Origin of the sequence: Allosediminivita pacifica (genome assembly GCF_003054175.1) — a bacterium.
GTDB lineage: Bacteria > Pseudomonadota > Alphaproteobacteria > Rhodobacterales > Rhodobacteraceae > Allosediminivita > Allosediminivita pacifica.
Window position 1 is genome coordinate 117,739 of the sequence record NZ_QBKN01000005.1, and the last position, 21,564, is coordinate 139,302.

The window sequence follows — 21,564 nt, forward strand, 5'->3', positions numbered from 1 at the left end:
CACCTTGATATCGAACGACGACAGGGCAGGGCGGAGTAACGATCTGATGTGGAATGACCTCAACGAGCATGCGCAGCGCATAGAGGGCCGTCACATCCTCGATCTTTTCGAGGACAGCTCCCGGGCGGAAGCCTTCAGCCTCTCGGCCGAGGGGATGCTCTTCGACTATTCCAAGACGCAGATTGACGCGGACGTGCTGGACGCGCTCGTTGCCATGGCCGAAGACTCGGGCGTTGCGGCGCGGCGTCATGCCATGTTCTCGGGAAAGAAGATTAACGAGACCGAGGGGCGCGCGGTGCTGCACGTTGCCCTGCGCGATCCCGATGGCGGCTCGGTCGAGGTGGATGGCGCCGATGTCATTCCCGAGGTGCGAGAGACCCTGTCCCGCATGGAGATGCTGGCCGAGGAGATCCGCGGCTCAAAGATCACCGATGTGGTGAACATCGGGATCGGCGGTTCCGACCTCGGGCCCGCGATGGCGACGCGGGCTCTGTCGCCCTACCACGACGGCCCGAGGTGCCATTTCGTCTCCAACGTGGACGGCGCGGATATCGCCGACACGCTGGCCCTTTGCGATCCCGCGACGACGATGTTCATCGTGGCCTCCAAAACCTTCACAACGATCGAGACCATGACCAATGCGCGGACCGCGCATGCCTGGCTTACCCGTGCAGGCGTCACTCCCGATGCGCGGTTCGTTGCCCTGTCTTCGAACAAGGAGAAGGCCGCCGAGTGGGGTATTCCCGAAGAGCGGGTTCTGGGCTTCGCCGATTGGGTCGGCGGGCGGTATTCCGTCTGGGGGCCGATCGGTCTGTCGCTGATGATTGCGATCGGTCCGAAGAATTTCCGCGACTTCCTGTCAGGCGCGCGGTCCATGGACGTGCATTTCCGCGACGCACCGCTGGATCGGAACATGCCGGTGCTGCTCGCCCTTGTCGGGATCTGGCACAATCAGGTCCTTGGCTACGCGACGCGCGCCGTACTGCCTTACGACAACCGCCTTGGGCGGTTGCCGGCCTACCTGCAGCAGCTCGAGATGGAATCGAACGGCAAGTCGGTGAGCATGGACGGCGAGGCGCTGAAGGTCCCCTCGGGGCCGATCGTCTGGGGCGAACCGGGCACCAACGGACAACATGCTTTCTACCAGCTGATCCACCAGGGCACGCAGGTCGTACCTTGCGAGTTCATGGTGGCAGCACAGGGGCATGAGGCCGATCTGGGCCACCATCACGAACTGCTGGTGGCGAACTGCCTCGCGCAGTCGGAGGCGCTCATGCGGGGGCGCGATCTGGAGGAGGCGCGCTCCAAGGTCTCCGGGCAATTCGAGGGCGCAGAGCTTGAGCGCCAGGCGCGTCACCGCGTCTTTCCCGGCAACCGCCCTTCGACGACGCTGGTCTATCCGATGCTCGATCCCGCAACCTTGGGCAGGATCGTTGCGCTCTACGAACATCGCGTCTTTGTCGAAGGCAGCGTGCTTGGGATCAACTCCTACGACCAGTGGGGCGTCGAGCTTGGCAAGGAACTGGCCACCGCGCTGGGCCCAATCGTGGCCGGCGACCAGAGCGCCGATGGCAAGGACGGCTCGACCGCGCAGCTCGTCGCCTACGTGCAGAAGAACTGCGGCTAGTCTGCTTTGGCGCCGTCCTCGGTTTCGAACCGGTGGCGGACGGTGTCGGGAATTGCCTTCTTGCCCCCGTCGGGGGCGAGAAGGACGATCACGCCGCTGAAACGGGCCGCGAGCCTGCAGTTTGCCCAGAGCTCGCATCCAAGCGTGAAGCTGCTTGTGCGGAAGGACTTGCATGCCACCGTCGTGACGTAGTCGTCACCGAGCCTTAGCGCCTCAAGATAATCTATCTCAGCACGGCGCAAGACAAAATGGGGGTCGTCAGCCCGCCCCTCTAGCATGCCCCAATCCCGGAAATACTGAAGGCGCGCGGTTTCGAACCACGTCATGTAAGCCGCGTTGTTGGCGTGGTTCTGCCGGTCGATTTCGGCAAAGCGGACGCGGTCTGCGAGCGCCAGCGGCCAGGTTTCCGAAAGGCCGAACTGTGCCTGCTGCTTGGCCGTGAGCGGAGTGAGATAGGGTAGGTCCATGCCGTTTTGGTAGTCCCCCGTTGCGGAAGCCACAAGAAGATTTGGGAACCCAAGTCACGGGCGGGTGTTCCCTTTCCAGTTCATATGCACGAACAAGGAAGGCCAATTTACTATGAAAAGTCTGAAGCTTACCACAGCCGCACTCCTTCTGGTTCCCGGCATCGCGCTGGCCGAAAGCCATTCCAATTCCGACGACATGAACGATGCCGCAAACGACAACGGCAACATGGAGCAGGTCGCAGAAGGCGGCGATAACTCTGACGCCAAGTTGATCCGGACGCGCGACATCACGGGCGGTGTGGTCTACTCGACCGGTCAAGCCGGCACGGAAGAATGGCAAGCCGACGATGTTTTCGAAGGTCTCAACGACCAGTGGACCCGTATCGGCGAGATCGAGGACATCGTTCTTACCGAGCAGGGCGACTTCCACGGCATCGTGGCAGAGGTCGGCGGTTTCCTCGATCTGGGCGACAAGCACGTCATGCTCGAGATCGACGATGTGAACCTCGTTGCGCTGGACGATGGCACCTATGCCTACGTCACCAACCGCACCGAGGAACAGCTGGAAGAAATGGAAGGCGTCGACGAAGGCTTCTGGGACTGAGGTAGTCCCTCCAAGCAAGGCCTTGAGGCCAGTCAGAGGCGCGTCCCGCAGGGGCGCGCCTTTTCAGTTGGCAGCTGATATGTCGAACCCAGGCTCGGCGAGCATGAAACCCTCGAACTGAAACGCTGGAGAGACGGTGCAACTCACAAGGGTCCAGTCGCCATTCGTCCGGGCCGCCTGCCAATGATCTTCGGGAACGATGCCTTGCGGACGCTCACCCGAGGCAAGATCCGGCCCGAGTATGAGATCGCGGCGAGGCCCCCTGTCGCTTTCGGAGATGGAAAGCACGAGCGGCGCGCCGGCGTGGAAGTGCCAGATCTCGGTTGCATCCACGCGGTGCCAGTGGCTGGCTTGGCCTGCTTTCAGCAGAAAATAGATGCAGGTGCCCGCAGGCCGTGCATCGCCCTCTGCTGCGGCGATCCAGGTCTGCCGGAAATAGCCGCCCTCAGGGTGGGGGGCGAGGTCCAGCATGGCGATGATGTCGTCGGCGCTCAGGTCTGATTGGGGCAACGTTCGCTCCGGTGAATGCGGGTTAACGGATAGATCGCAGTTTCGGTGCCAGCGAGAATGCGTGCAAGAGGCAGTCCGATGACGCAGATGACCGAAATCAGGCGAATGGCTGAAGAGATCGTCGCCCGCGAAGGGGGTTATGTGAACGATCCCGACGATCCCGGTGGCGCGACAAAGTACGGCGTCACGATCCACACGCTGCGGCGGCTGGGGCTTGATCTCGACGGCAATGCCAAGATCGACGCCGAAGACGTCCGTCGCATTCCGCGGGAGATGGCGACGGACATCTTTCTGAAGCACTACTTTTTCGGTCCCAAGATCGGGGATCTTCCGCCGCTGCTGCACGCCACCGTCTTCGATATGTACGTCCACGCAGGTTCCAACGCCGTGAGGGTGCTTCAGCGCCTGCTCAACGACATGGGCGAGGACGTGGCAGTCGATGGTGCCATTGGCCCCCGGACCGCGGCTGCGTGCCATCGTGCTGCCGTGCGGGCACCGGACCACATTGTCGACGCTTACGGGATCGCGCGGCGGAACTACTATTTTTCGATCGCTGATCGTCGACCGGCATCCCGCAAGTACGCCCGCATGCGATCGGGCGCAAAAGGCGGCTGGATCCGGCGGGCCGAGGAATTCATTTCCGAACGCTACCACATGAGCGAAGCCGAGTTCCGCGCGCGGGTGGCGTCATGGGCCTGATCGAGAAGGTGCTAGGCATGGTTTTTGGTGGCGGTCGCAACGTGGTTGCCGAGACGGCCGAGGTCTTCCGCGTGAACTCCGAAGGCCAGGCACGGCGCAGGCGGCCGCGCTCACGCAGTTTGCGCAGGAATTCCGCGTGGCGCGCCGCGGGTGGTTCGACCGGCTGATGGACGCGCTGAACCGCATTCCGCGGCCGGCCATGGCCCTTGGGACCCTCGGCCTTTTCACCGCGGCCATGGTGGACCCTGCGTGGTTCGCAGCCCGCATGGCCGGAATTGCGCTGGTGCCCGAGCCGCTTTGGTGGCTGCTCGGGGCGATCGTGAGCTTCTATTTCGGCGCGCGCCATCAGGCGAAGGGCCAGGAACTGCAGCGCGATCTGGCCGCGACGATGGCCGCGGTTCCGGAGGTGATCCGGCAGGTCCGGGACGTCGAGGCGCTTCGCTCGCCTGCCGTGTCCGCCAACGGGGAGGAGGTTGACATGCCACGCATTGCGGACCGTTCCGAGAACCCGGCACTTGCCGACTGGCAGGCGGCGCGATGAGCACCGGGGCGCCTAGCGCCCCTCGTAGCGCGCCGCTCGCTTTTCAAGGAAGGCAACGACGCCTTCCTTGAAGTCGCGGGTCTGGCCGCATTGCCCCTGAAGCTCGGATTCGAGCGAAAGCTGCTGGTCCAGCGTGTTGTCGAAGCTTGCCCGCAAAGCCTGCTTCACGCGGCTGTAGGCAGCGGTCGGGCCCTGAGCGAGATGCGCGGCCCGGCCCATCCAGATATCTTCAAAACGGTCGTCCGGCACCGCTTCCCAGATCATGCCCCAGGCCTCGGCCTTGCGCGCCTCGATCCTCTCGGCAAAGAGGGCAGCGCCCATCGCGCGGGCCATGCCGACCTGCCGGGGCAGGAACCATGTCCCCGCGGCGTCGGGGATGAGGCCGATGCGCGTGAAGGCCTGCGTGAAGAACGCACTCTCCGCGGCAATCACCACATCGGCGGACAGCGCGAGGTTGGCGCCGGCGCCCGCCGCCGCCCCGTTGACTGCGCTGATGGTGGGCACGGGGCAGTCACTGATCGCTCGCAACATCGGCACATATTCGTCGCGCAGCACGCGTTCGAGATCGAGATTGGCGAGGGTGGTCCGGTCGCCGAGATCCTGCCCCGAACAGAAGGATTTTCCGCTTCCGGTGAGGACCGCGACGCGCGCCTCCGATCCCGCGCGCTTGAACGCGTCGGTCAGTTCGGCGCGCATCTGCGTGTTGAGTGCGTTCATCACGTCGGGGCGGTTCATGCGCACCACCGCGACATCGTTCTTCACCTCGTAACCGAGCGTATCGTAATCCATCTCCTGGCCCTCCCCCTGACGGTCGGCATCATGAAACACGGGCCGTCCGGGGAAGGCAAAGCCAAACGCGGCGTCACGGGCGGCGGAACAGCCTGGCGATCAGGGCGCGAGCGTCAGGTGTGGGCGCGCGTTCCACGCGCAGGTACTCCGACCCATCCGTGGCACGCGTGAAGAGCCCGTGTTCGACCAGACCCCGGCGGATCTGAGCGGCGTCGCGAAAGCTGCAAAGGGCGTGGATCCGCGTGCTGATGCCGCGCTCTGTCATGACCTCGCGCGCGGGCAGGCGCGACCAGATCACCCAAAGGCAGAGCTCCTGCATCCGCATGCGGGTTGGCCAGCGGGCAAGGTCGCCTGCCTCGTCGAAATGCCGGGCTGCGCGCTGCACGGCCTTCTCGTCCACAAGAGATGGAGGCGTACTCGCCAGACGGGCGCGCATGTGCTGGTAGTTGCGGTAGCCCGCCGACCGGGCAATCAGCCCGAGCATCTCGAGGTGCGATGGCGGTTGGTCGAGCCCGGCCCGCAGCGTCTTTGCAAAGGTGGAGACGTCCTTGAGGGACAGGGGTATGAGGTCGCGAGACATATGAGTCCTCCGTCACCGATACCGCGCTCCCTGAGGGAGTAGGAGGTCCGCCCTTGTCCATGGGTATCACGAAGGCGATCCATATCGGTTCGTGAGGCAGGTTTAGCAAGTGGCGGAGCCTGGGTGAACTGCGGACCCTGCATTGCCTATAGCATCTGGCTGCGGCCCGGTCGATGACAAAGCCCTGTGGAAGGACGTGTTCGCGCAACGGCCGTTGCCGCGAAGACGCGTCCCCCTTCCTGTCCGCTACTCGCGCAGTAACTCTTCCAGCCGACGCCGTTCATCCTCGCTCAGCGCGTCGGAGGCAGGGCTCTCCGCGCGCGACCGGCTGCGGATGTAGGCGGCGCCAACGCCGGCGGCACAGATGAAGAGCAGGGGGCCCGCGGCCCAGAGAAGCCAGTTCCAGCCGCGGGTCGTCGGTTGCAGCAGGACAAATTCTCCGTATCGCTCGACGATGAAGTCGACGACCTCTTCGTTGCTGTCCCCGGCGACCAGCCTTTCGCGGACCAGCAGCCGCAGGTCGCGGGCCAGCGAAGCGTTGGATTCGTCGATGCTCTCATTCTGGCAGACAAGGCATCTGAGCCCGGCGGAGATATCGCGCGCGCGTTGCTCGAGCACCGGATCGTCCAGCATCTCGTCAGGTTGCACCGCGGCCGCGGGCAGGGCGGCCATGGCGAAACAAAGGGCCAGGATCATGCGGCGCAGCAGGAGCATCATTCCGCAGGCACTCCCTTGGCCGCCGTTCGCTTGCCTGCACCGGCGGCCACGCGGAAACGGCGATCCGAAAGCGACACGAAGCCCCCAAGCGCCATGAGGATCGCGCCGCCCCAGATCCAGTTCGCCAGGGGCTTCAGATAGGTCCGGATCACCCAGCCGCCGCCCGACTGCTCGTCGCCGATGACGACGTAGAGATCGCGCAGGAACCGGTAGTCGATGGCGGCCTCCGTCGTGGGCATCTGGGCCACGGGGTAGTTTCGCTTCTGCGGGAAAAGGCGGGCGATCTCGTCTCCATCGCTGCGGATTGCCACTTCGCCTTGCGTTGCGTAATAGTTCGGCCCCTGGATTTCTTCGACCCCGAGAAGTTCGAGCTCGAAGCCCGCGACTTCGAAGGGCTCCCCGATCTGGGCGATGCGGATGTCCTCCTGCTCCCAGGCGGTAAGGCCAGCGATGCCGAGCATGGTGATGCCAAGCCCAGCGTGCGCGATGCTCTTGCCCCAGTCGGCGCGGGGCAGGCGCCGCAGACGCGACCAATCGCGGTTCTGCCCCGTGCGGGAGATCAGGTCTGTCACCGCCCCGCCGATGAGCCAGGCCCCGAGGAAGACGCCCATGGGGCCAAGCAGGCTGCGGCCGGTCTGGAGTACCCATGTCAGTCCGAGAAGGGCGAGGGCGAGGAAGAACGCCGGGGCGAGCTGACGTGCGACGCGGCTGGCGCTGCCACGCTTCCATGCGAGCATGGAGCCGAAGGGAAGCAGCAGCCCGAGGATCAGCATGAAAGGCGTGAAGGCCATGTCGAAGAAGGGCGGGCCGACGCTGAGCTTGCGGTCAAAGGCCATCTCGGCAACGAGCGGCCACAGGGTGCCCACGAAGACGACGAAGGCCGAGACCGCCAGCAGGATGTTGTTGGCGACCAGCGCGCTCTCGCGACTGACGATACCGAAGACGCCGCGCGCCTGCATGACACCCGAGCGCGCTGCAAAGAGCGTGAGCGCGCCGCCGGTGAAGACGACCAGGATCAGCAGGATGAAGACGCCGCGTTCGGGGTCCGAGGCGAAGGAATGCACGGAGGTGATGACGCCGGAACGGACGATGAAGGTCCCGATGAGCGAGAAGCCGAAGGCAAGGATGGCGAGCAGGATCGTCCAGCTTTTCAGGGACTCGCGCTTCTCGACCACGATGGCGGAGTGGAGCAGCGCGGCGGCCAGAAGCCAGGGCATGAAGCTCGCATTCTCGACCGGGTCCCAGAACCAGAAGCCGCCCCAGCCGAGCTCGTAGTAGGCCCACCAGGATCCCAGCGCGATGCCAATGGTGAGACAGACCCATGCGGCCAGCGTCCAGGGGCGGACCCAGCGGGCCCAGGCGGCGTCGACGCGGCCCTCGATCAGCGCGGCCACGGCGAAGCTGAAGCAAATGCTGAGCCCGACGTAGCCGAGGTAGAGGAAGGGCGGGTGAAAGGCGAGGCCGGGGTCCTGCAGGAGCGGGTTCAGATCCTGCCCGTCGAAGGGGGGCACCGGCATCCGCTCGAATGGGTTCGAGGTGAAGAGGATGAAGGCGATGAAGGCGACACCGATGGCGGCCTGCACCGAGAGAACCCGCGCCCTCAGTCCCGGAGGGAGGTTGCCGCCGAACCAGGCGGCCATGGCGCCGAAGAGGCTCAGGATCAGCACCCACAGCAGCATGGAGCCCTCGTGGTTCCCCCAGACGCCGCTGATCTTGTAGATGAGCGGCTTGGCCGAGTGGCTGTTCAGGTAGACCAGCCGGAGCGAGAAATCCGAGGTCAGGAAGGCCCAGGTGAGGGCCAGGAAGGAGAAACCGATCAGCAGGAACTGGGTTGTCGCGGCGGGTTCGGCCACGGCCATCCAACCGGGCCAGCGCTTGTGGGCGCCGGCCATGGGTACGACCATCTGAACGATCGCGACGAGAAAGGCGAGGATGAGGGCGAAGTGGCCGAATTCTGTAACCATGCCCCGATCATATTCGAGCGGCGGTCCGGCGCCAATGAGGGCAAAGGGGGCTGCGTTCACTTTGTCGCGTCTGCCGCGGGAAGATTGCTTGTCCCGGGCAGGGACATCTTTGGGATCCAGTGAAATCAATGGGTTAGCCTTCCGGTTTTACCGGTTCTTAAGAATGTCCCGCAGTCTCGGAGGATGAGAGCAGGCCGTTCGGCCTGTGCACGCGGGCGCTGCTGCTCCCGACGGCCGGTCGCGGCAGGCAGCCGGGCTCGGATTGGCGGCGCCTGACGAGTCGGGCGGAAGGGTGGCGGAGTGACGATCGCCCGGGGGAGATTTCCAAAAAGTGGAAGGACTTTCGAGCCCGTAGCTTCGCCGTGCCTTAAGTTCCTCTTGGCATCGTGGCGTCCGTTCCGGGCGGCAGTCGCCGCCTTCGTGGGGAGGCGGAGTACTGTACGGGCTTTTTCATATCGTTGCCGCACACGATGTTTATGTGATTCTCGCGGCCAGCCTGCTGTCGCTCGTGAACGCCTACCTCATCGCGCTCTACCTGCAGCGGCTGAAGTCGATGACCCGGCGGCGCAGACTTGCGATGATCACCCTGACCGGTGCGATGTCGGGGGTATCCGTATGGTCGGTCTCACACCTTCTGGTTGCCTCTTATATTCCGCACCTCCCGGTATCGCTGGATGGGGTGATGGTCGCGGTTCAGATCGTGATTTGCGTCATCTACTACGAGGTCCTGACCTTTACCTCGCTGTCGCCGGTACGATGGCACCACATGGTGGGCCTTTTCCTCGTGCCATTCTTTCCGGCGCTGGTGAACTTCTGGGCCCTGACGAACTTTGCCGGGGCGGAAGATGTGGATTTCGCGGTCTTCCTCAAGGCCAGCCTGTGGTTCGCCCTCGCCGGGGGCGCGATGGCGCTGCTGGCACCAAAGGACCCTGGCCGCGACGTGGCACCGGCGCTCCCCTTCGCGACGGTGAACACGCTTCTCGTGCTGATCCTGCACTTTGTCATGGTGCGGGCCTACGGTCTTGGCCCTGATGAAGTGCTGGCGCTCGCGGTCGAGCCGTCGGGAAGCTTCGGGAGCGCGACGCTGCTTGTGCCGGTGGCGCTGGCCAACATCCTGATCATCCTGTGTTCCTCCGCAAGCTTCTTCGCCGACCACGAGGCAACGCAGGAGGCTGTCACGCGCTATCGAAAGCTCGCGTTAGAGGACCGCCTGACCGGCCTTCCCAACCGCGCGAGCATGCATGCTCAGCTTGAAAAACGGCTGGCCGACCCGGACGCCGAAGGATGCCTCGTCGCGGCCCTGATCGACCTGGACCGCTTCAAGGAGGTCAACGACCTGCATGGCCATGCCGCAGGCGACGCGCTGCTCGTCTCGCTGTCGAAGTACCTACGGGGCCGGCTTGGCCCGGACGAGACGCTCTACCGGCTGGGCGGGGACGAGTTCGTTGCGCTGAAGGCCCATGCCGAGAACCGGGAGGAGGGGCTCGCCTTTGGCCAGTTCCTATGTGACGCGGTGCTTGCCTTCGAAGCCCCCGTGACCGGCGATATCAAGGTCGGTGCCTCGGTGGGTGTCAGCGTATTTCCCGAGGACGGGACAAGCGCGGCGCAGCTTCTTTCGCGGGCGGATCTTGCCATGTACGCTGCAAAGCGGTCCGGCCGAAATCTCAGCCTGAGCTTCACGAGCGATATGGAGCAGGAGACACGGCGGAAGACCGAGCTGAGCGCGGAGCTTGATGGCGCCGTCGCGCGGGGCGAGCTCACGCTCTGTTACCAGCCGCAGGTCGATGCCGTCAGCCGGGCGGTCGTGGGGTTCGAGGCGCTGCTACGATGGACCGGTCCGCGCGTGGGCGAGGTCGCGCCGTCCGAGTTCGTACCGATTGCCGAGGAAAGCGGCCAGATCATCCGGATCGGCGAATGGGTGTTGCGCGAGGCCTGTCGCGAGGCGGCGAGCTGGGACGCGCCGCACCGCATCGCGGTCAACGTGGCGCCGGGTCAGCTGATACGCAACGAGTTTGTCCCGTTTCTTGCGGGAGTTCTGCGAGAGACCGGACTGCCGGCCCATCGGCTCGAACTCGAAGTGACCGAGTCCGGATTTCATCGCGACAAGGACAAGGCCATTGCCACGCTGGTGCAGTGCCGCGCCTTGGGAGTGAAGATTTCGATGGATGATTTCGGAACGGGGTATTCCTCGCTCTCGATGTTCCTGGAGTGCAGCTTCGACCGGCTCAAGATCGACGCCAGTTTCATTCGGCATGTTACCGACGACGAGAATTCTTCGTTCATCGTGCGGGCGATCCTCGCGCTTGCGGCCTCGAACGGGATGAGCGTCGTGGCCGAGGGCGTGGAGACGGAGACGCAGCGCGCCTTCCTGATCCGGGAGGGCTGCGACGAGCTGCAGGGTTACATGTTCGGTGCCGCCATCCCGGCAGAGGAGACGCGGCAGCGCTACGGTCTTGTCACCGACGCCGCAGGGCCCGCGCTGGGGGCGCTGGGCTGAAAGAGGCGTCTTCCGACAAGGAAAGGGCCCCGCCGCGGCTGCGGCAGGGCCCTCTGATCGCGGAGTGCCGCTGGATCAGCGGTTCTCGATGTCCACGTAGTCTCGGGCCGTTTCGCCAAGGTAGAGCTGGCGGGGACGACCGATCTTGTTCTGCGGGTCGTTCAGCATTTCCTTCCACTGGCTGACCCAGCCGACTGTGCGGCCCACGGCGAAGATCGGCGTGAACATGGACAGCGGGAAGCCCATCGCCTCGAGGATGACGCCCGAGTAGAAGTCGACGTTCGGGAAGAGCTTGCGCTCGACGAAATAGTCGTCGGCCAGCGCCTGCTTCTCCAGCTCCTTCGCGGTGGCGAGCACCGGGTTGTCCTCGACACCCAGCAGGTCGAGCACCTCGTCGGCGGACTGCTTCATCACCTTCGCGCGCGGGTCGAAGTTCTTGTAGACCCGGTGACCGAAGCCCATGAGGCGGAACGGATCGTTCTTGTCCTTCGCGCGGGCCAGGAACTCGGGGATGCGCTCGGGGTCGCCGATTTCCTTGAGCATCTCGAGGCAGGCCTGGTTGGCGCCGCCGTGGGCAGGGCCCCAGAGGCAGGCGATGCCGGCCGCGATGCAGGCGAAGGGGTTCGCGCCCGAGGAGGAGGCGAGCCGCACTGTCGAGGTCGAGGCGTTCTGCTCGTGGTCGGCGTGCAGGGTGAAGATGCGGTCCATGGCGCGGGCCAGGATCGGGTTCACCACGTATTCCTCGGCCGGGACGGCGAAGCACATGTGCAGGAAGTTCGCCGCGTAGCTGAGATCGTTGCGCGGATAGACGAAGGGCTGACCCACCGAGTACTTGTAGGCCATGGCCGCGATCGTCGGCATCTTGGCGATCAGGCGGTGGCTCGCGATCTCGCGCTGGTGCGGATCGGAGATGTCGGTGCTGTCGTGATAGAAGGCGGCCATCGCGCCCACTGTGCCGACCATGACCGCCATCGGATGCGCATCCCGGCGATAGCCGCGGAAGAAGTTGTGCATCTGTTCGTGGATCATGGTGTGGCGGGTGATGGTGTTCTCGAATTCCTCGAGTTCGCCCGCCTTGGGCAGTTCGCCGTAAAGCAGCAGGTAGCAGACCTCGAGGTAGTGCGATTTCGAGGCAAGCTGGTCGATCGGGTAGCCGCGGTGCAGAAGTTCGCCCTTGTCACCATCGATGAAGGTGATGGTGCTGTCGCAGGACGCGGTGGAGGTGTAGCCCGGATCGTAGGTGAAAACGCCCGCCTGGCTGTAGAGCTTGCGGATGTCGAGAACGTCCGGCCCGGCAGTGGGGTGGTGGATCGGGAGCTCGACGGTCTTGTCGCCGATGCTGAGGGTTGCGGATTTTGTGCTGTCAGCCATGCTTCGTCGTCCCTTCGTCGGTGGTGGCCGGGCGGGGCCGCCCTGGCCTGTTTATCACATGGCCTGCAGAGGCCCCTCGCGGCGAATGCGCTCAGGATTCTTCCGCGGCCTCGGCCAGGCGGGCGATCGTCTCGTCGCGGCCCAGCACAAGCATCATGTCGAAGACGCTCGGGGTTACGGCCCGCCCGGCAAGGGCGGCGCGCAGCGGCGCGGCAAGCTTGCCGAACTTGGTCCCCTGCGCTTCGGCGAATGCGCCAAGCTGCGCTTCGAGATCATCGCGCGACCAGCTAGCACTTTGCAGGTGCGGCGTCAATTCTGACAGTATACGACGGGATACCGGATCGAGCGCCTTCTGCGCCTTCTCGTCCACATCCAGCGGCCGTTCGGAGAGAATAAAGTGTCCCTTTTCAAGGAGATCCGGCAAGAGCTTTGCCCGGTCCTTGAGGCAGTACATGGCGCGGCTCATTCCGTCGCGTTGCGTCTCGGTAAAAGGAAGCTGGCCCGTCGCGTCGAGGAAATCATCGAGTTCCTTCAGCAGTGCGGCATCGGCCAGTGCGGCGATGTGCTGACCGCAAAGATTCTCGAGCTTCTTGAAGTCGAAACGCGCGGGTGACTTGCCGATCCCGTCGAGCCCGAACCAGGCCTGCGCCTGGGCGTCGGTGAAGAATTCGTCGTCGCCATGGCTCCAGCCGAGACGCGCGAGGTAGTTGCGCATCCCGGCGGCCGGGTAGCCCATCTTCTGGTATTCATCGACGCCAAGCGCGCCGTGGCGCTTGGAGAGCTTCTTGCCGTCCGGGCCATGGATCAGCGGGATGTGTGCATAGACGGGCAGGTCCCAGCCCATGGCGCTGTAGATCCCCATCTGGCGCGCGGCGTTGTTGAGGTGATCGTCGCCCCGGATCACATGCGTGACGCCCATGTCGTGGTCGTCGACCACCACCGCAAGCATGTAGACGGGTGTGCCGTCCGAGCGCAGAAGCACCATGTCGTCAAGCTGATCGTTGCCGATACGCACGTCGCCCTGCACCTGGTCCCGGATGATGGTCTCGCCCTCAAGCGGCGTCTTCAGGCGGATCACATAGGGCGCATCGGGATGGGAGGAAGGGTCGGCTTCGCGCCAGGGGCTCACGAACATCGTGGAGCGGCCCTCGGCGCGGGCCTTTTCGCGGTATGCCTCGATTTCCTCCTGCGTGGAGAAGCACTTGAATGCGGCGCCTTTCTCCAGCAGCTCGTGCGCCACCTCGGCGTGGCGCTCGGCCCCCGCGGCCTGGCTCACGACCTCACCGTCATGCTCGAGTCCGAGCCAGTCCATCCCGTCGAGGATGGCCTGAGTCGCCTCGGGCGTGGAGCGGGCGCGGTCCGTGTCCTCGATGCGGAGCAGGAAGCGACCGCCATTGCCACGCGCGAAGAGCCAGTTGAAGAGCGCGGTCCGTGCCCCGCCGATGTGCAGGAACCCGGTGGGTGATGGGGCGAAACGGGTCACGATCTGGCCGGACATGTGGGCTTAACCTTTTGCTAACCGTGGAGGGCTGAAACTTGGCGCCTGATTAACGGGGCCAAGGGGCGATCACAAGCATGGGGCGGGCGCTGCTCTGGATGCAGACGGCGCTGCATGGGCAGCGCGGGGCGCTGTTCCCATGGGCGCCTGTCTGCATGGCCTGTGGCATCGGCGTGTTCTTCGCAATGCCGGTGGAGCCGCCTGTCTGGCAGCTCTGGGGCGCCCCGGCGGCGGGCTGTCTCGGGATTGTCTTGGCGCGTTGGGCTGGATTCGGCATGGCGATGCTGCTGATGGCGTCGGGGCTGATGCTGTTCGGCTTTGCGCTCGCAGGCGCACGCACCCATCGGCTCGCGGCACCGGTGCTCGACTTCCGCTACTACGGACCCATCGAGGGGCGCGTCATCGGGATGGACCGTTCTGCCTCGGACGCCGTGCGGCTGATGCTCGACCGCGTGGTGCTGGAACGGATGGATCCGCGGGAGACGCCGGCGCGGGTGCGTGTCTCGTTGCACGGCGGGGCGGCGGCGGAGATCCGGCCGGGCATGACGGCGCTCCTGACTGGGCACCTTTCGCCGCCTTCCGGCGCGGTGGAGCCGGGCGGTTTCGACTTTCGGCGCCATGCCTGGTTCCTGCAGCTCGGCGCCGTGGGCTATACGCGCGTGCCGGTGATGGCGTTGGCGCCGCCCGGCGAAGGGCTGCGCGTCTTCGCCGGGCGCATGTGGCTGAGCGAGCGGGTGCGGCACCTTCTGGCGGGTGAGCGCGGCGCCTTTGCGGCCGCGATCATGAGTGGCGTCCGCTCCGCCATGTCGCGGCAGACGCTCGCAGACCTCCGCAACACCAACCTCGCGCACCTTCTGGCAATCTCGGGGTTGCACATGGGGCTTCTGGCCGGCGTGGTCTTCACGGCGCTGCGTCTTGGATTGCTGCTGGTGCCGCGGGTCCGGCATTTCTGGCCGGTGAAGAAGCTGGCGGCCGGCGGCGCGCTTCTGGCAGCGGCGGGATACCTTGCGCTCTCCGGCGGCAATGTTGCGACAGAGCGGGCGTTTGTCATGGCAGCGGTTGCGCTGGTGGCGGTAATGCTGGATCGGCGGGCGCTGAGCCTGCGGTCCGTAGCGCTCGCCGCGCTGGTGATCCTGTCGCTGCAGCCCGAGGCCCTGACCGGCCCGGGTTTCCAGATGTCCTTCGCCGCGACCACGGCGCTGGTGGCGGTCTACGAGCGGATCAGCCTCTGGCGCCGGGGCCGGGACCTTCCGCGCTGGCTCATGCCCGTGGCCGGGGTCGTGATTTCGTCTTCGGTTGCGGGGCTTGCGACGGCACCGGTGGGCATGGCGCATTTCAACACGGCGGCCAGCTATGGCCTGGTTGCGAACCTGGTGGCGGTGCCGGTCATGGGGCTGGTGGTGATGCCGCTGGGCGTGGTTGCGGCCCTGCTGATGCCCCTGGGGCTGGATTGGCTGCCTCTGGCGGGCATGGGGCTGGGCCTCGGCTGGATCCTGGCGGTGGCCGAGACGGTGGGTGGCTGGCCGGGGGCGGTGCGGCCGGTGGTGGCGCCGGGGCCCTGGGTGCTGCCGCTGATGGCGCTTGGTGGGCTGCTGCTCTGCCTCTGGCGCGGGAGGGGGCGGCTGGCTGGGCTGGCGCCCATGGCGCTGGCGCTTTGGCTGTGGTCCGGGGCGGAGAGGCCCGCGCTGCTGATCGCCGACAGCGGCGGGCTGGTCGGCGTGATGACGCCCGAGGGGCGGGGCCTGTCGCGCGATAGCGGCGCGGGGTTCGTGGCCCAGGTCTGGCTGGAGAACGACGGAGCCGGGCGCGATCAAGTGGCCGCGGCGAGGCTCTGGCCAGGGCCCCGCGAGGGGCGGCTGGCGCAGGTCACGCTGGCGGGGACCGAGATCTTCCATGCCCAGGGCAAGCGCGCACAGGAAGGCCTGCTCTGCGGCGGGGGCGGGATCGTGGTCGCCTCCGAGCCCTACGTGGAGGGCGGAGACTGCCGCGTCTTCGACCCCGACCGGCTGCGCGCCACAGGGGCGGTCGCGGCCTGGGTTACGGCAGAGGGGCTGCGCTGGCGGCAGGCGAACCCGCCGGGCCACTGGCGTCTATGGTGGGGTGGGAGGCCGCCTCAGTAGGTGCGGATGAGGCCCACGAGCCGACCTTGGACTGCGACGCTGCCCTTGGGCAGAACGCGGGTTTCGTAGGCGGGGTTGGCTGCCTCGAGCATCACCATGTCGCCCTTGCGGCGGAACCGCTTGAGGGTGGCCTCATAGCCCTCGACCTGGGCCACGACGATGTCGCCATCGTCGGCGGTGGCGGTTTCGCGGATCACCACGACGTCGCCGTCGTTGATGCCGGCCTCGATCATGGAGTCGCCCTTGACCTCGAGCGCATAGTGGCGGGCGTTGCCAGAAATCATGCCACCGGGTACGCCGATCTGCGGCGGGATATCGTTGATCGCCTCGATCGGGGCGCCGGCCGCGATGCGGCCCATGAGGGGAAGCTCGGAGACGCTTGGCGTGACGTTGCGGGCGGTGGCCGGACGTTCGTCCGGGATGTCGCCGTCGATTACGCGCGCCTCGAAGCCGGCGGACTTGTTTGCAAGGCTTTCGGGTAGCTTCACGATCTCGATCGCGCGGGCGCGGTGGGCGAGGCGGCGGATGAACCCCCGTTCTTCCAGCGCGGTGATGAGCCGGTGGATGCCGGACTTGGAGCGCAGGTCGAGTGCCTCCTTCATCTCGTCGAAGCTGGGCGGAACCCCGTCGCGCGACATGCGGCGATTGATGAAATCGAGTAGGTCGAGCTGTTTCTTCGTCAGCATGTGCGGCTCCCTCAGCTTCGTTTTGTTCTATGCATGTTCTTGTTTTGTGTCAACTGGGTTGTGGCCCAGAAGCGCTTTCAGCATTTCATGAATTCATGAAATGTTGTGGTCAGCTGAGGGGAAGGTAGTCCACGTTTTCGCCGACGCTGCGCGCGGGATCGTGCGGCGGCCTGACGATCAGCGCGTCGGCGGCGCTGAGGATGCTGAGCAGGCTCGAGTCCTGGCGGTCGAAGAGCGAAAGTCCGTCTGCCATGCGTCGGGCGCGCATGTAGTGCTCGCGGGGCCCGTTGGCCGGGATGTCGCGTGCCAGGTGCGCGGTCTTGCGGGGGGCGGGGGAGGCGCCGAGGCCCAGCATGGCGCGGATGACCGGGGCGACGAAGACATGGCCGCAGACCATGGCGGAGACCGGGTTGCCCGGCAGGCCGATCATCATCGCGTCGCCCAGGCGCCCGGACATCAGCGGTTTTCCCGGACGCATCGCGACCTTGTGGAAGGCGCGGTCCAGGCCCATGTCCGCCGCCGCCTGTGCGACGAGGTCATGATCGCCCACGGAAGCGCCGCCGATGGTCAGAACGAGATCGGAATCGTCGGCCAGTTCCAGCACAGTGCGTAGCGAAGAGAGACTGTCGCGGGCGATGGGGAGCAGGCGCGGCGTCGCACCCAATTCGGAAAGCAGCGCGCGCAGGCCGAAACTGTTGGAGGCGACGATCTGGTCCGGACCGGGGTCTTCGCCGGGCATGACCAGTTCGTCGCCGGTCGCGATGATTGCCACGCGCGGTTGCCGCGCCACCGGCACGCGGGCGATGTTCATGGCCGCCATGAGCGCGATGTCGTTCGGTGACAGGCGACGCGGCGCCGTAACGCTGTCGCCGGTCCTGAAATCATCGCCGGACTGCCGGATGTGCAGGCCTTCGCCGGGCGCCCCTGTGATGGTGATCGTGTCGCCTTCGCGGGTCACGTCCTCTTGCAGGATGACGCGGCCGGTGCCCTCGGGGATCGGCGCGCCCGTGAAGATGCGGACGGCTTCGCCGGGCGCGAGGGGGCCGGTGAAACGATGGCCGGCGGCGGATTCTCCGATCACGCGGAAGCTGTCGCCCTGCGCGCCCTCGGTTACCGCATAGCCATCCATGGCGGAGTTGTCGAAAGGGGGCTGGTCGCGGCGGGCGGTCACGTCGCGGGCGAGGATGCGACCGTTGGCTTCGAGCAGGGGGACCTCTTCGGTGCCGAGCGGCGCCGCGAGGGAAAAAAGCCTGTCGAGCGCCTCGGAAACGGAGATCATGAAACCTCGTAACGCCCTGATTTGCCGCCGTCCTTCAGGATGACACGCAGACCTTCGATCCGCATCCCCCGGTCCACGGCCTTGCACATGTCGTAGACGGTCAGCGCGGCGGTCGAGGCAGCGGTGAGCGCCTCCATTTCAACGCCGGTTTGACCAGTGGTCTTGACGCTGGCGGTTATGCGAAGGCCCGGCAGGTCCGCGTCCGGTTCGAGATCCACGGTCGCCTTGGTGACGGGAAGCGGGTGGCAGAGCGGGATGAGATCCGCGGTGCGCTTGGCGCCCATGATCCCGGCAAGTCGTGCGACGCCGATCACGTCGCCCTTCTTGGCCCGTCCCTCGGTGATGAGCGCGAGAGTCTCGGGCTGCATCACGATCTGCGCCTCGGCCGTGGCGAGGCGGGCGGTGGCGGCCTTTTCGGAGACATCCACCATCTGGGCGGCGCCGCTTTCGTCGAAGTGAGTGAGGCGCTTGCCGCTCATGCAGGCACGGGGTCGGCGAGAAGGTCGCGTGTCGCCTCGGTGACGTCGGGCCGGCGCATGAGGCTTTCGCCGATCAGGAATGCGCGGGCACCGCAGGCCGCCATCTCCGCGAGATCGGCAGGTGTCGAGAGGCCGGATTCGGAGACCAGGATGGGGCCCCTGTCGATATTGCGGGAAAGTTCGCGCGTTACATCAAGAGAGGTCTCGAATGTCTTGAGATTGCGATTGTTTATGCCAATCAGGGGTGAGCTCAGCTTGAGCGCGCGCTCAAGCTCTTCGGCATCGTGGACCTCGATCAGGGCATCCATGCCCCAGATCCGTGCGGCGGCTTCAAGATCCGAGGCTTGGGCGTCCGAGACGCTGGCCATGATGATGAGAATGCAGTCCGCGCCAAGTGCGCGTGCCTCGGCCACCTGATAGGTGTCGTACATGAAATCCTTGCGCAGCGCAGGCAGCGAGGTCGCTTCGCGCGCATCGGTCAGAAAGGACTTGGCGCCCTGGAAGGAGGGCGTGTCGGTCAGGACCGAGAGGCAGGTCGCTCCGCCGGCCTCATAGGCCCTGGCCAGCGCGGCGGGATCGAAATCCTCGCGGATGAGCCCCTTGGAGGGCGAGGCCTTCTTGACCTCGGCGATGAGCCCGTAGCCGGTCTGGCCAGCGGTGCGCAGCGCCTCGGCAAAGGGGCGCACGGGCGGCGCTGCGCGGGCCGCGTCCTCGACACGCTCGATCGGCGTCGCGATCTTGTCCGCCGCGATTTCGTCGAGCTTGTAGGCCTTGATCTTGTCGAGGATCGTCTGCGTCATGTCCCGGTCCAGTCGATAGGTCTTTCGCCCTTGGCAATAAGCCAGTCGTTGATCTGGGAAAAGGGGCGCGAGCCGAAAAAGCCGCGCCTTGCCGAGAGCGGCGAGGGGTGCGGAGATTTCAGGATCAGATGGTCAGCGCCGCTGATGAAACGCTCGAACTTCTGAGCGTGGTTGCCCCAGAGCAGGAAGGCGCGCGGGCGTTCGGAAAGCTCGGCCACGACCTCTTCGGTGAGACGGGACCAGCCGAGGCGCGCATGGCCGCCTGCATCGCCCGCCGGAACCGTCAGGGCGGTGTTCAGCAAGAGCACGCCTTGATCCGCCCAAAAACGCAGGTCTCCGTCGGCCGGGCAGGCGCCAAGATCCGACTTCAGCTCTTCATGAATATTGGAAAGCGAGCGGGGCAGCGGGCGCACCTCGGGTTCGACGGAGAAGGCGAAGCCATGGGCATGGCCCGGCGTGGGATAGGGGTCCTGGCCGAGGATCACCACGCGGACGTCTTCTGGCACCACCGCCGCGAGCGCGGCGAAGCGCTGCGGCTCGGGCGGCAAGATGTCCCTGGTCTCGGCGGCAAATGCCGCCTCGATCCGGGGCAGGTCCCGTGTGAAAAAGGGCAGGTGGGCCCATGCCGCCGGCGGGGTCACGCCGTCAGGCGGGCCAGCGCGGTGACCTTGGCCTTGGCCGCGCCGCTGTCGATGCTTTCGGTGGCCTGGGCCACGCCCTCATGAAGGTCCGCGGCGTGGCCGGCGATCACCAGCGCGGCTGCGGAGTTCAGCAGGACCGCGTCGCGGTAGGCGGATGTCTCGCCCTCGAGCAGCGCGGCAAGAGCGCGTCCGTTTTCCTGCGGTGTGCCACCGACAATGGCCTCGAAAGGATGCTCGGGCAGGCCCGCGTCCTCGGGGTGAATCTCTGCCTCGCGCAGGGTGCCGTCCTCTTCGAGGGATACCACCCAGGAGATGCCGGTGATCGTCATCTCGTCGGTGCCGTCGCTGCCATGGACGAGCCAGGCCCGCCGCGCGCCGAGCTGCTGCAGCGTTTCGGCCATGGGGCGGAGCAGGGCGCGGCTGTAGGCGCCGGTGAGCTGACGCTGCACGCCCGCCGGGTTGGTCAGCGGGCCGAGGATGTTGAAGATCGTGCGCGTGCCAAGTTCGGCGCGGACCGGGCCGACATGGGCCATGGCCGGATGGTGCATGGGCGCCATCATGAAGCAGATGCCGGCCTCGGTGAGGGCGGTCTGGGCCTTGTCCGCCTCGACCATGACGTTGACGCCGAGCTCTGTCAGCGCGTCGGCGGCACCGCTTTTCGAGCTGAGGTTGCGGTTGCCGTGCTTTGCGACCGGAACGCCGGCCCCCGCCACGACGAAGGCCGCGGCGGTGGAGATGTTGAGCGTGCCTTTGCCATCACCGCCGGTGCCGACGATGTCGATGGCGCCGGCGGGGGCCGTCACCTTGCGACACTTGGAACGCATCACGGAGGCGGCGGCGGCGTATTCGGCCACGGATTCCCCGCGCGTGCGCAGCGCCATGAGCAGGCCGCCGATCTGGGCGGGCGTCGCTTCGCCGTCGAAGAGGATGCCGAAGGCGACCTCGGCCTCGTCGCGGGTGAGCGGACGGTCGGCGGCGGCGGCGATGAGCGGCTTGATGTCGGCGCTCATGCCGGGACCTTCGTCACGTTCATGAAGTTCTGCAGCAGGGCGTGGCCGTGGTGCGAGGCGATGGATTCGGGATGGAACTGCACGCCATGAATGGGCAACTCGCGATGCTGGAGGCCCATGATGGTGCCGTCCTCGAGTTCCGCCGTCACTTCGAGGCAGGCGGGCAGGTCGCTGCGCTGCACGACGAGCGAATGATAGCGCGTCGCCTCGAAGGGCGAGGGCAGGCCCGTGAAAAGCCCGGTGCCGGTGTGCCGCACCAGGCCCATCTTGCCGTGCACGATTTCGCCGTGTCGCACGACGGTGCCGCCGAAGGCCTGGCCGATGGTCTGGTGCCCGAGACAGACGCCGAGCAGGGGGGTGCCCGTCTCTGCCGCAGCCTCGGTCAGGGCAAGGCAGATGCCCGCGCGATCGGGGTCGCAGGGGCCGGGGCTGAGCACGATCCCCGACGGATTGAGCGCCATGGCTTCCTGCACGTTCAGCGCATCGTTGCGCCAGACGCCGACATCCGCACCGAGTTCGCCCAGGTAGTGGACGAGATTGTAGGTGAAGCTGTCGTAGTTATCTATAAGCAGAAGCATGGAATTCCGGCCTTCGGGGGTGGCGGCGCTGGCGCGCCTCGGAATATAAATGCGCAGGGCGTCCGGCCAACGTCAAGGGGCGGGCCGGACGCGTGATCGGCGCAGGG

The 21,564-nt window shown here is 66.0% G+C and carries 20 protein-coding genes and 1 pseudogene; 6 read left to right on the plus strand and 15 right to left on the minus strand.

Translation table 11 applies throughout. The annotated features are described in order from the left end of the window. Positions 1–46: 46 nt before the first annotated feature. Positions 47–1,627 carry a glucose-6-phosphate isomerase gene (gene pgi, locus C8N44_RS05480; protein WP_107975171.1) on the plus strand — a complete coding sequence of 527 codons (1,581 nt, stop codon included), beginning with the start codon at positions 47–49 and terminating at the stop codon, positions 1,625–1,627. On the opposite strand, the gene C8N44_RS05485 is transcribed toward pgi, so the two are convergent. Continuing rightward, entirely contained in the window at positions 1,624–2,094 is a 471-nt protein-coding gene (locus C8N44_RS05485; RefSeq protein ID WP_107975172.1) for an acyl-CoA thioesterase, read from the minus strand. The genes pgi and C8N44_RS05485 overlap by 4 nt on opposite strands. 112 nt (positions 2,095–2,206) lie before the next feature. On the opposite strand from C8N44_RS05485, the gene C8N44_RS05490 reads away from it, so the two are divergent. After that, positions 2,207–2,698: a PRC-barrel domain-containing protein gene (locus C8N44_RS05490; protein ID WP_107975173.1), complete on the plus strand. Its 492-nt coding sequence runs from the start codon at positions 2,207–2,209 to the stop codon at positions 2,696–2,698. A 63-nt stretch (positions 2,699–2,761) separates the two neighbouring features. On the opposite strand, the gene C8N44_RS05495 is transcribed toward C8N44_RS05490, so the two are convergent. Next, positions 2,762–3,193, minus strand: coding sequence for a cupin domain-containing protein (locus C8N44_RS05495; protein WP_107975240.1), 432 nt, complete (start codon positions 3,191–3,193; stop codon positions 2,762–2,764). A gap of 93 nt (positions 3,194–3,286) precedes the next feature. On the opposite strand from C8N44_RS05495, the gene C8N44_RS05500 reads away from it, so the two are divergent. Further along, positions 3,287–3,907: a holin-associated N-acetylmuramidase gene (locus tag C8N44_RS05500; protein WP_373282689.1), complete on the plus strand. Its 621-nt coding sequence runs from the start codon at positions 3,287–3,289 to the stop codon at positions 3,905–3,907. Further along, positions 3,898–4,448, plus strand: a pseudogene (locus tag C8N44_RS05505) (holin family protein). Before C8N44_RS05500 ends, C8N44_RS05505 begins: the two are co-directional and overlap by 10 nt. 12 nt (positions 4,449–4,460) lie before the next feature. Here C8N44_RS05505 and C8N44_RS05510 read toward each other — a convergent pair. The 4 genes from C8N44_RS05510 to C8N44_RS05525 all read right to left on the minus strand — a co-directional run bounded on the left by C8N44_RS05510 (position 4,461) and on the right by C8N44_RS05525 (position 8,498). Beyond that, positions 4,461–5,237: an enoyl-CoA hydratase-related protein gene (locus C8N44_RS05510; RefSeq protein ID WP_107975242.1), complete on the minus strand. Its 777-nt coding sequence runs from the start codon at positions 5,235–5,237 to the stop codon at positions 4,461–4,463. Between the two features lie 73 nt (positions 5,238–5,310). After that, positions 5,311–5,817 carry a DUF2087 domain-containing protein gene (locus C8N44_RS05515; RefSeq protein WP_107975174.1) on the minus strand — a complete coding sequence of 169 codons (507 nt, stop codon included), beginning with the start codon at positions 5,815–5,817 and terminating at the stop codon, positions 5,311–5,313. 246 nt (positions 5,818–6,063) lie between these two features. After that, complete coding sequence (locus C8N44_RS05520) at positions 6,064–6,534, minus strand: cytochrome c-type biogenesis protein (RefSeq protein ID WP_373282690.1); 471 nt, start codon at positions 6,532–6,534, stop codon at positions 6,064–6,066. Further along, positions 6,531–8,498: a heme lyase CcmF/NrfE family subunit gene (locus C8N44_RS05525; protein ID WP_107975243.1), complete on the minus strand. Its 1,968-nt coding sequence runs from the start codon at positions 8,496–8,498 to the stop codon at positions 6,531–6,533. Before C8N44_RS05525 ends, C8N44_RS05520 begins: the two co-directional genes overlap by 4 nt. Before the next feature lie 478 nt (positions 8,499–8,976). On the opposite strand from C8N44_RS05525, the gene C8N44_RS05530 reads away from it, so the two are divergent. Continuing rightward, positions 8,977–10,995 (plus strand): putative bifunctional diguanylate cyclase/phosphodiesterase, encoded by a 2,019-nt coding sequence (locus C8N44_RS05530; protein WP_107975175.1) that lies wholly within the window; start codon positions 8,977–8,979, stop codon positions 10,993–10,995. 75 nt (positions 10,996–11,070) lie between these two features. On the opposite strand, the gene gltA is transcribed toward C8N44_RS05530, so the two are convergent. Both gltA and gltX read right to left on the minus strand, forming a co-directional pair. Continuing rightward, a complete protein-coding gene (gene gltA / locus C8N44_RS05535) occupies positions 11,071–12,366 on the minus strand; it encodes a citrate synthase (RefSeq protein WP_107975176.1) in 1,296 nt (431 codons plus the stop codon). A gap of 91 nt (positions 12,367–12,457) precedes the next feature. Further along, on the minus strand, positions 12,458–13,864 hold the full coding sequence (gltX, locus tag C8N44_RS05540; protein WP_107975177.1) for a glutamate--tRNA ligase: 1,407 nt from the start codon (positions 13,862–13,864) through the stop codon (positions 12,458–12,460). 77 nt (positions 13,865–13,941) lie between these two features. On the opposite strand from gltX, the gene C8N44_RS05545 reads away from it, so the two are divergent. After that, positions 13,942–15,984: a ComEC/Rec2 family competence protein gene (locus C8N44_RS05545; protein WP_107975178.1), complete on the plus strand. Its 2,043-nt coding sequence runs from the start codon at positions 13,942–13,944 to the stop codon at positions 15,982–15,984. Here the strand turns inward: C8N44_RS05545 and lexA are convergent. The 7 genes from lexA to C8N44_RS05580 all read right to left on the minus strand — a co-directional run bounded on the left by lexA (position 15,978) and on the right by C8N44_RS05580 (position 21,457). Continuing rightward, positions 15,978–16,670 (minus strand): transcriptional repressor LexA, encoded by a 693-nt coding sequence (gene lexA, locus C8N44_RS05550; RefSeq protein WP_107975179.1) that lies wholly within the window; start codon positions 16,668–16,670, stop codon positions 15,978–15,980. The two genes, C8N44_RS05545 and lexA, sit on opposite strands and share 7 nt — an antisense overlap. A 109-nt stretch (positions 16,671–16,779) precedes the next feature. Beyond that, positions 16,780–17,949, minus strand: a complete 1,170-nt coding sequence (locus tag C8N44_RS05555) for a molybdopterin molybdotransferase MoeA (RefSeq protein ID WP_107975180.1) — start codon at positions 17,947–17,949, stop codon at positions 16,780–16,782. Further along, positions 17,946–18,428: a cyclic pyranopterin monophosphate synthase MoaC gene (gene moaC, locus C8N44_RS05560; RefSeq protein ID WP_107975181.1), complete on the minus strand. Its 483-nt coding sequence runs from the start codon at positions 18,426–18,428 to the stop codon at positions 17,946–17,948. The genes C8N44_RS05555 and moaC overlap by 4 nt, the downstream gene beginning before the upstream one ends. Continuing rightward, the gene (gene trpC, locus C8N44_RS05565) at positions 18,425–19,228 is read right to left on the minus strand and encodes an indole-3-glycerol phosphate synthase TrpC (protein ID WP_107975182.1); all 804 of its coding nucleotides are present in this window, start codon (positions 19,226–19,228) and stop codon (positions 18,425–18,427) included. The genes moaC and trpC overlap by 4 nt, the downstream gene beginning before the upstream one ends. Then, on the minus strand, positions 19,225–19,869 hold the full coding sequence (locus C8N44_RS05570) for a uracil-DNA glycosylase (protein WP_107975183.1): 645 nt from the start codon (positions 19,867–19,869) through the stop codon (positions 19,225–19,227). The genes trpC and C8N44_RS05570 overlap by 4 nt, the downstream gene beginning before the upstream one ends. Continuing rightward, positions 19,866–20,879, minus strand: coding sequence for an anthranilate phosphoribosyltransferase (gene trpD, locus C8N44_RS05575; protein WP_107975184.1), 1,014 nt, complete (start codon positions 20,877–20,879; stop codon positions 19,866–19,868). Before trpD ends, C8N44_RS05570 begins: the two co-directional genes overlap by 4 nt. Next, a complete protein-coding gene (locus C8N44_RS05580) occupies positions 20,876–21,457 on the minus strand; it encodes an anthranilate synthase component II (RefSeq protein ID WP_107975185.1) in 582 nt (193 codons plus the stop codon). The genes trpD and C8N44_RS05580 overlap by 4 nt, the downstream gene beginning before the upstream one ends. Positions 21,458–21,564: the final 107 nt, after the last annotated feature.

Coding starts and splice junctions, on each gene's coding strand:
- C8N44_RS05555 (WP_107975180.1), bottom strand. CDS start 17,949: ATGATCTCCGTTTCCGAGGCGCTCGACAGGCTTTTTTCCCTCGCGGCG.
- lexA (WP_107975179.1), bottom strand. CDS start 16,670: ATGCTGACGAAGAAACAGCTCGACCTACTCGATTTCATCAATCGCCGC.
- gltX (WP_107975177.1), bottom strand. CDS start 13,864: ATGTCCGGCCAGATCGTGACCCGTTTCGCCCCATCACCCACCGGGTTC.
- C8N44_RS05510 (WP_107975242.1), bottom strand. CDS start 5,237: ATGGATTACGATACGCTCGGTTACGAGGTGAAGAACGATGTCGCGGTG.
- C8N44_RS05520 (WP_373282690.1), bottom strand. CDS start 6,534: ATGATGCTCCTGCTGCGCCGCATGATCCTGGCCCTTTGTTTCGCCATG.
- C8N44_RS05525 (WP_107975243.1), bottom strand. CDS start 8,498: ATGGTTACAGAATTCGGCCACTTCGCCCTCATCCTCGCCTTTCTCGTC.
- C8N44_RS05500 (WP_373282689.1), top strand. CDS start 3,287: ATGACGCAGATGACCGAAATCAGGCGAATGGCTGAAGAGATCGTCGCC.
- C8N44_RS05545 (WP_107975178.1), top strand. CDS start 13,942: ATGGGGCGGGCGCTGCTCTGGATGCAGACGGCGCTGCATGGGCAGCGC.
- pgi (WP_107975171.1), top strand. CDS start 47: ATGTGGAATGACCTCAACGAGCATGCGCAGCGCATAGAGGGCCGTCAC.
- trpC (WP_107975182.1), bottom strand. CDS start 19,228: ATGACGCAGACGATCCTCGACAAGATCAAGGCCTACAAGCTCGACGAA.
- C8N44_RS05490 (WP_107975173.1), top strand. CDS start 2,207: ATGAAAAGTCTGAAGCTTACCACAGCCGCACTCCTTCTGGTTCCCGGC.
- gltA (WP_107975176.1), bottom strand. CDS start 12,366: ATGGCTGACAGCACAAAATCCGCAACCCTCAGCATCGGCGACAAGACC.
- C8N44_RS05485 (WP_107975172.1), bottom strand. CDS start 2,094: ATGGACCTACCCTATCTCACTCCGCTCACGGCCAAGCAGCAGGCACAG.
- trpD (WP_107975184.1), bottom strand. CDS start 20,879: ATGAGCGCCGACATCAAGCCGCTCATCGCCGCCGCCGCCGACCGTCCG.
- moaC (WP_107975181.1), bottom strand. CDS start 18,428: ATGAGCGGCAAGCGCCTCACTCACTTCGACGAAAGCGGCGCCGCCCAG.
- C8N44_RS05580 (WP_107975185.1), bottom strand. CDS start 21,457: ATGCTTCTGCTTATAGATAACTACGACAGCTTCACCTACAATCTCGTC.
- C8N44_RS05515 (WP_107975174.1), bottom strand. CDS start 5,817: ATGTCTCGCGACCTCATACCCCTGTCCCTCAAGGACGTCTCCACCTTT.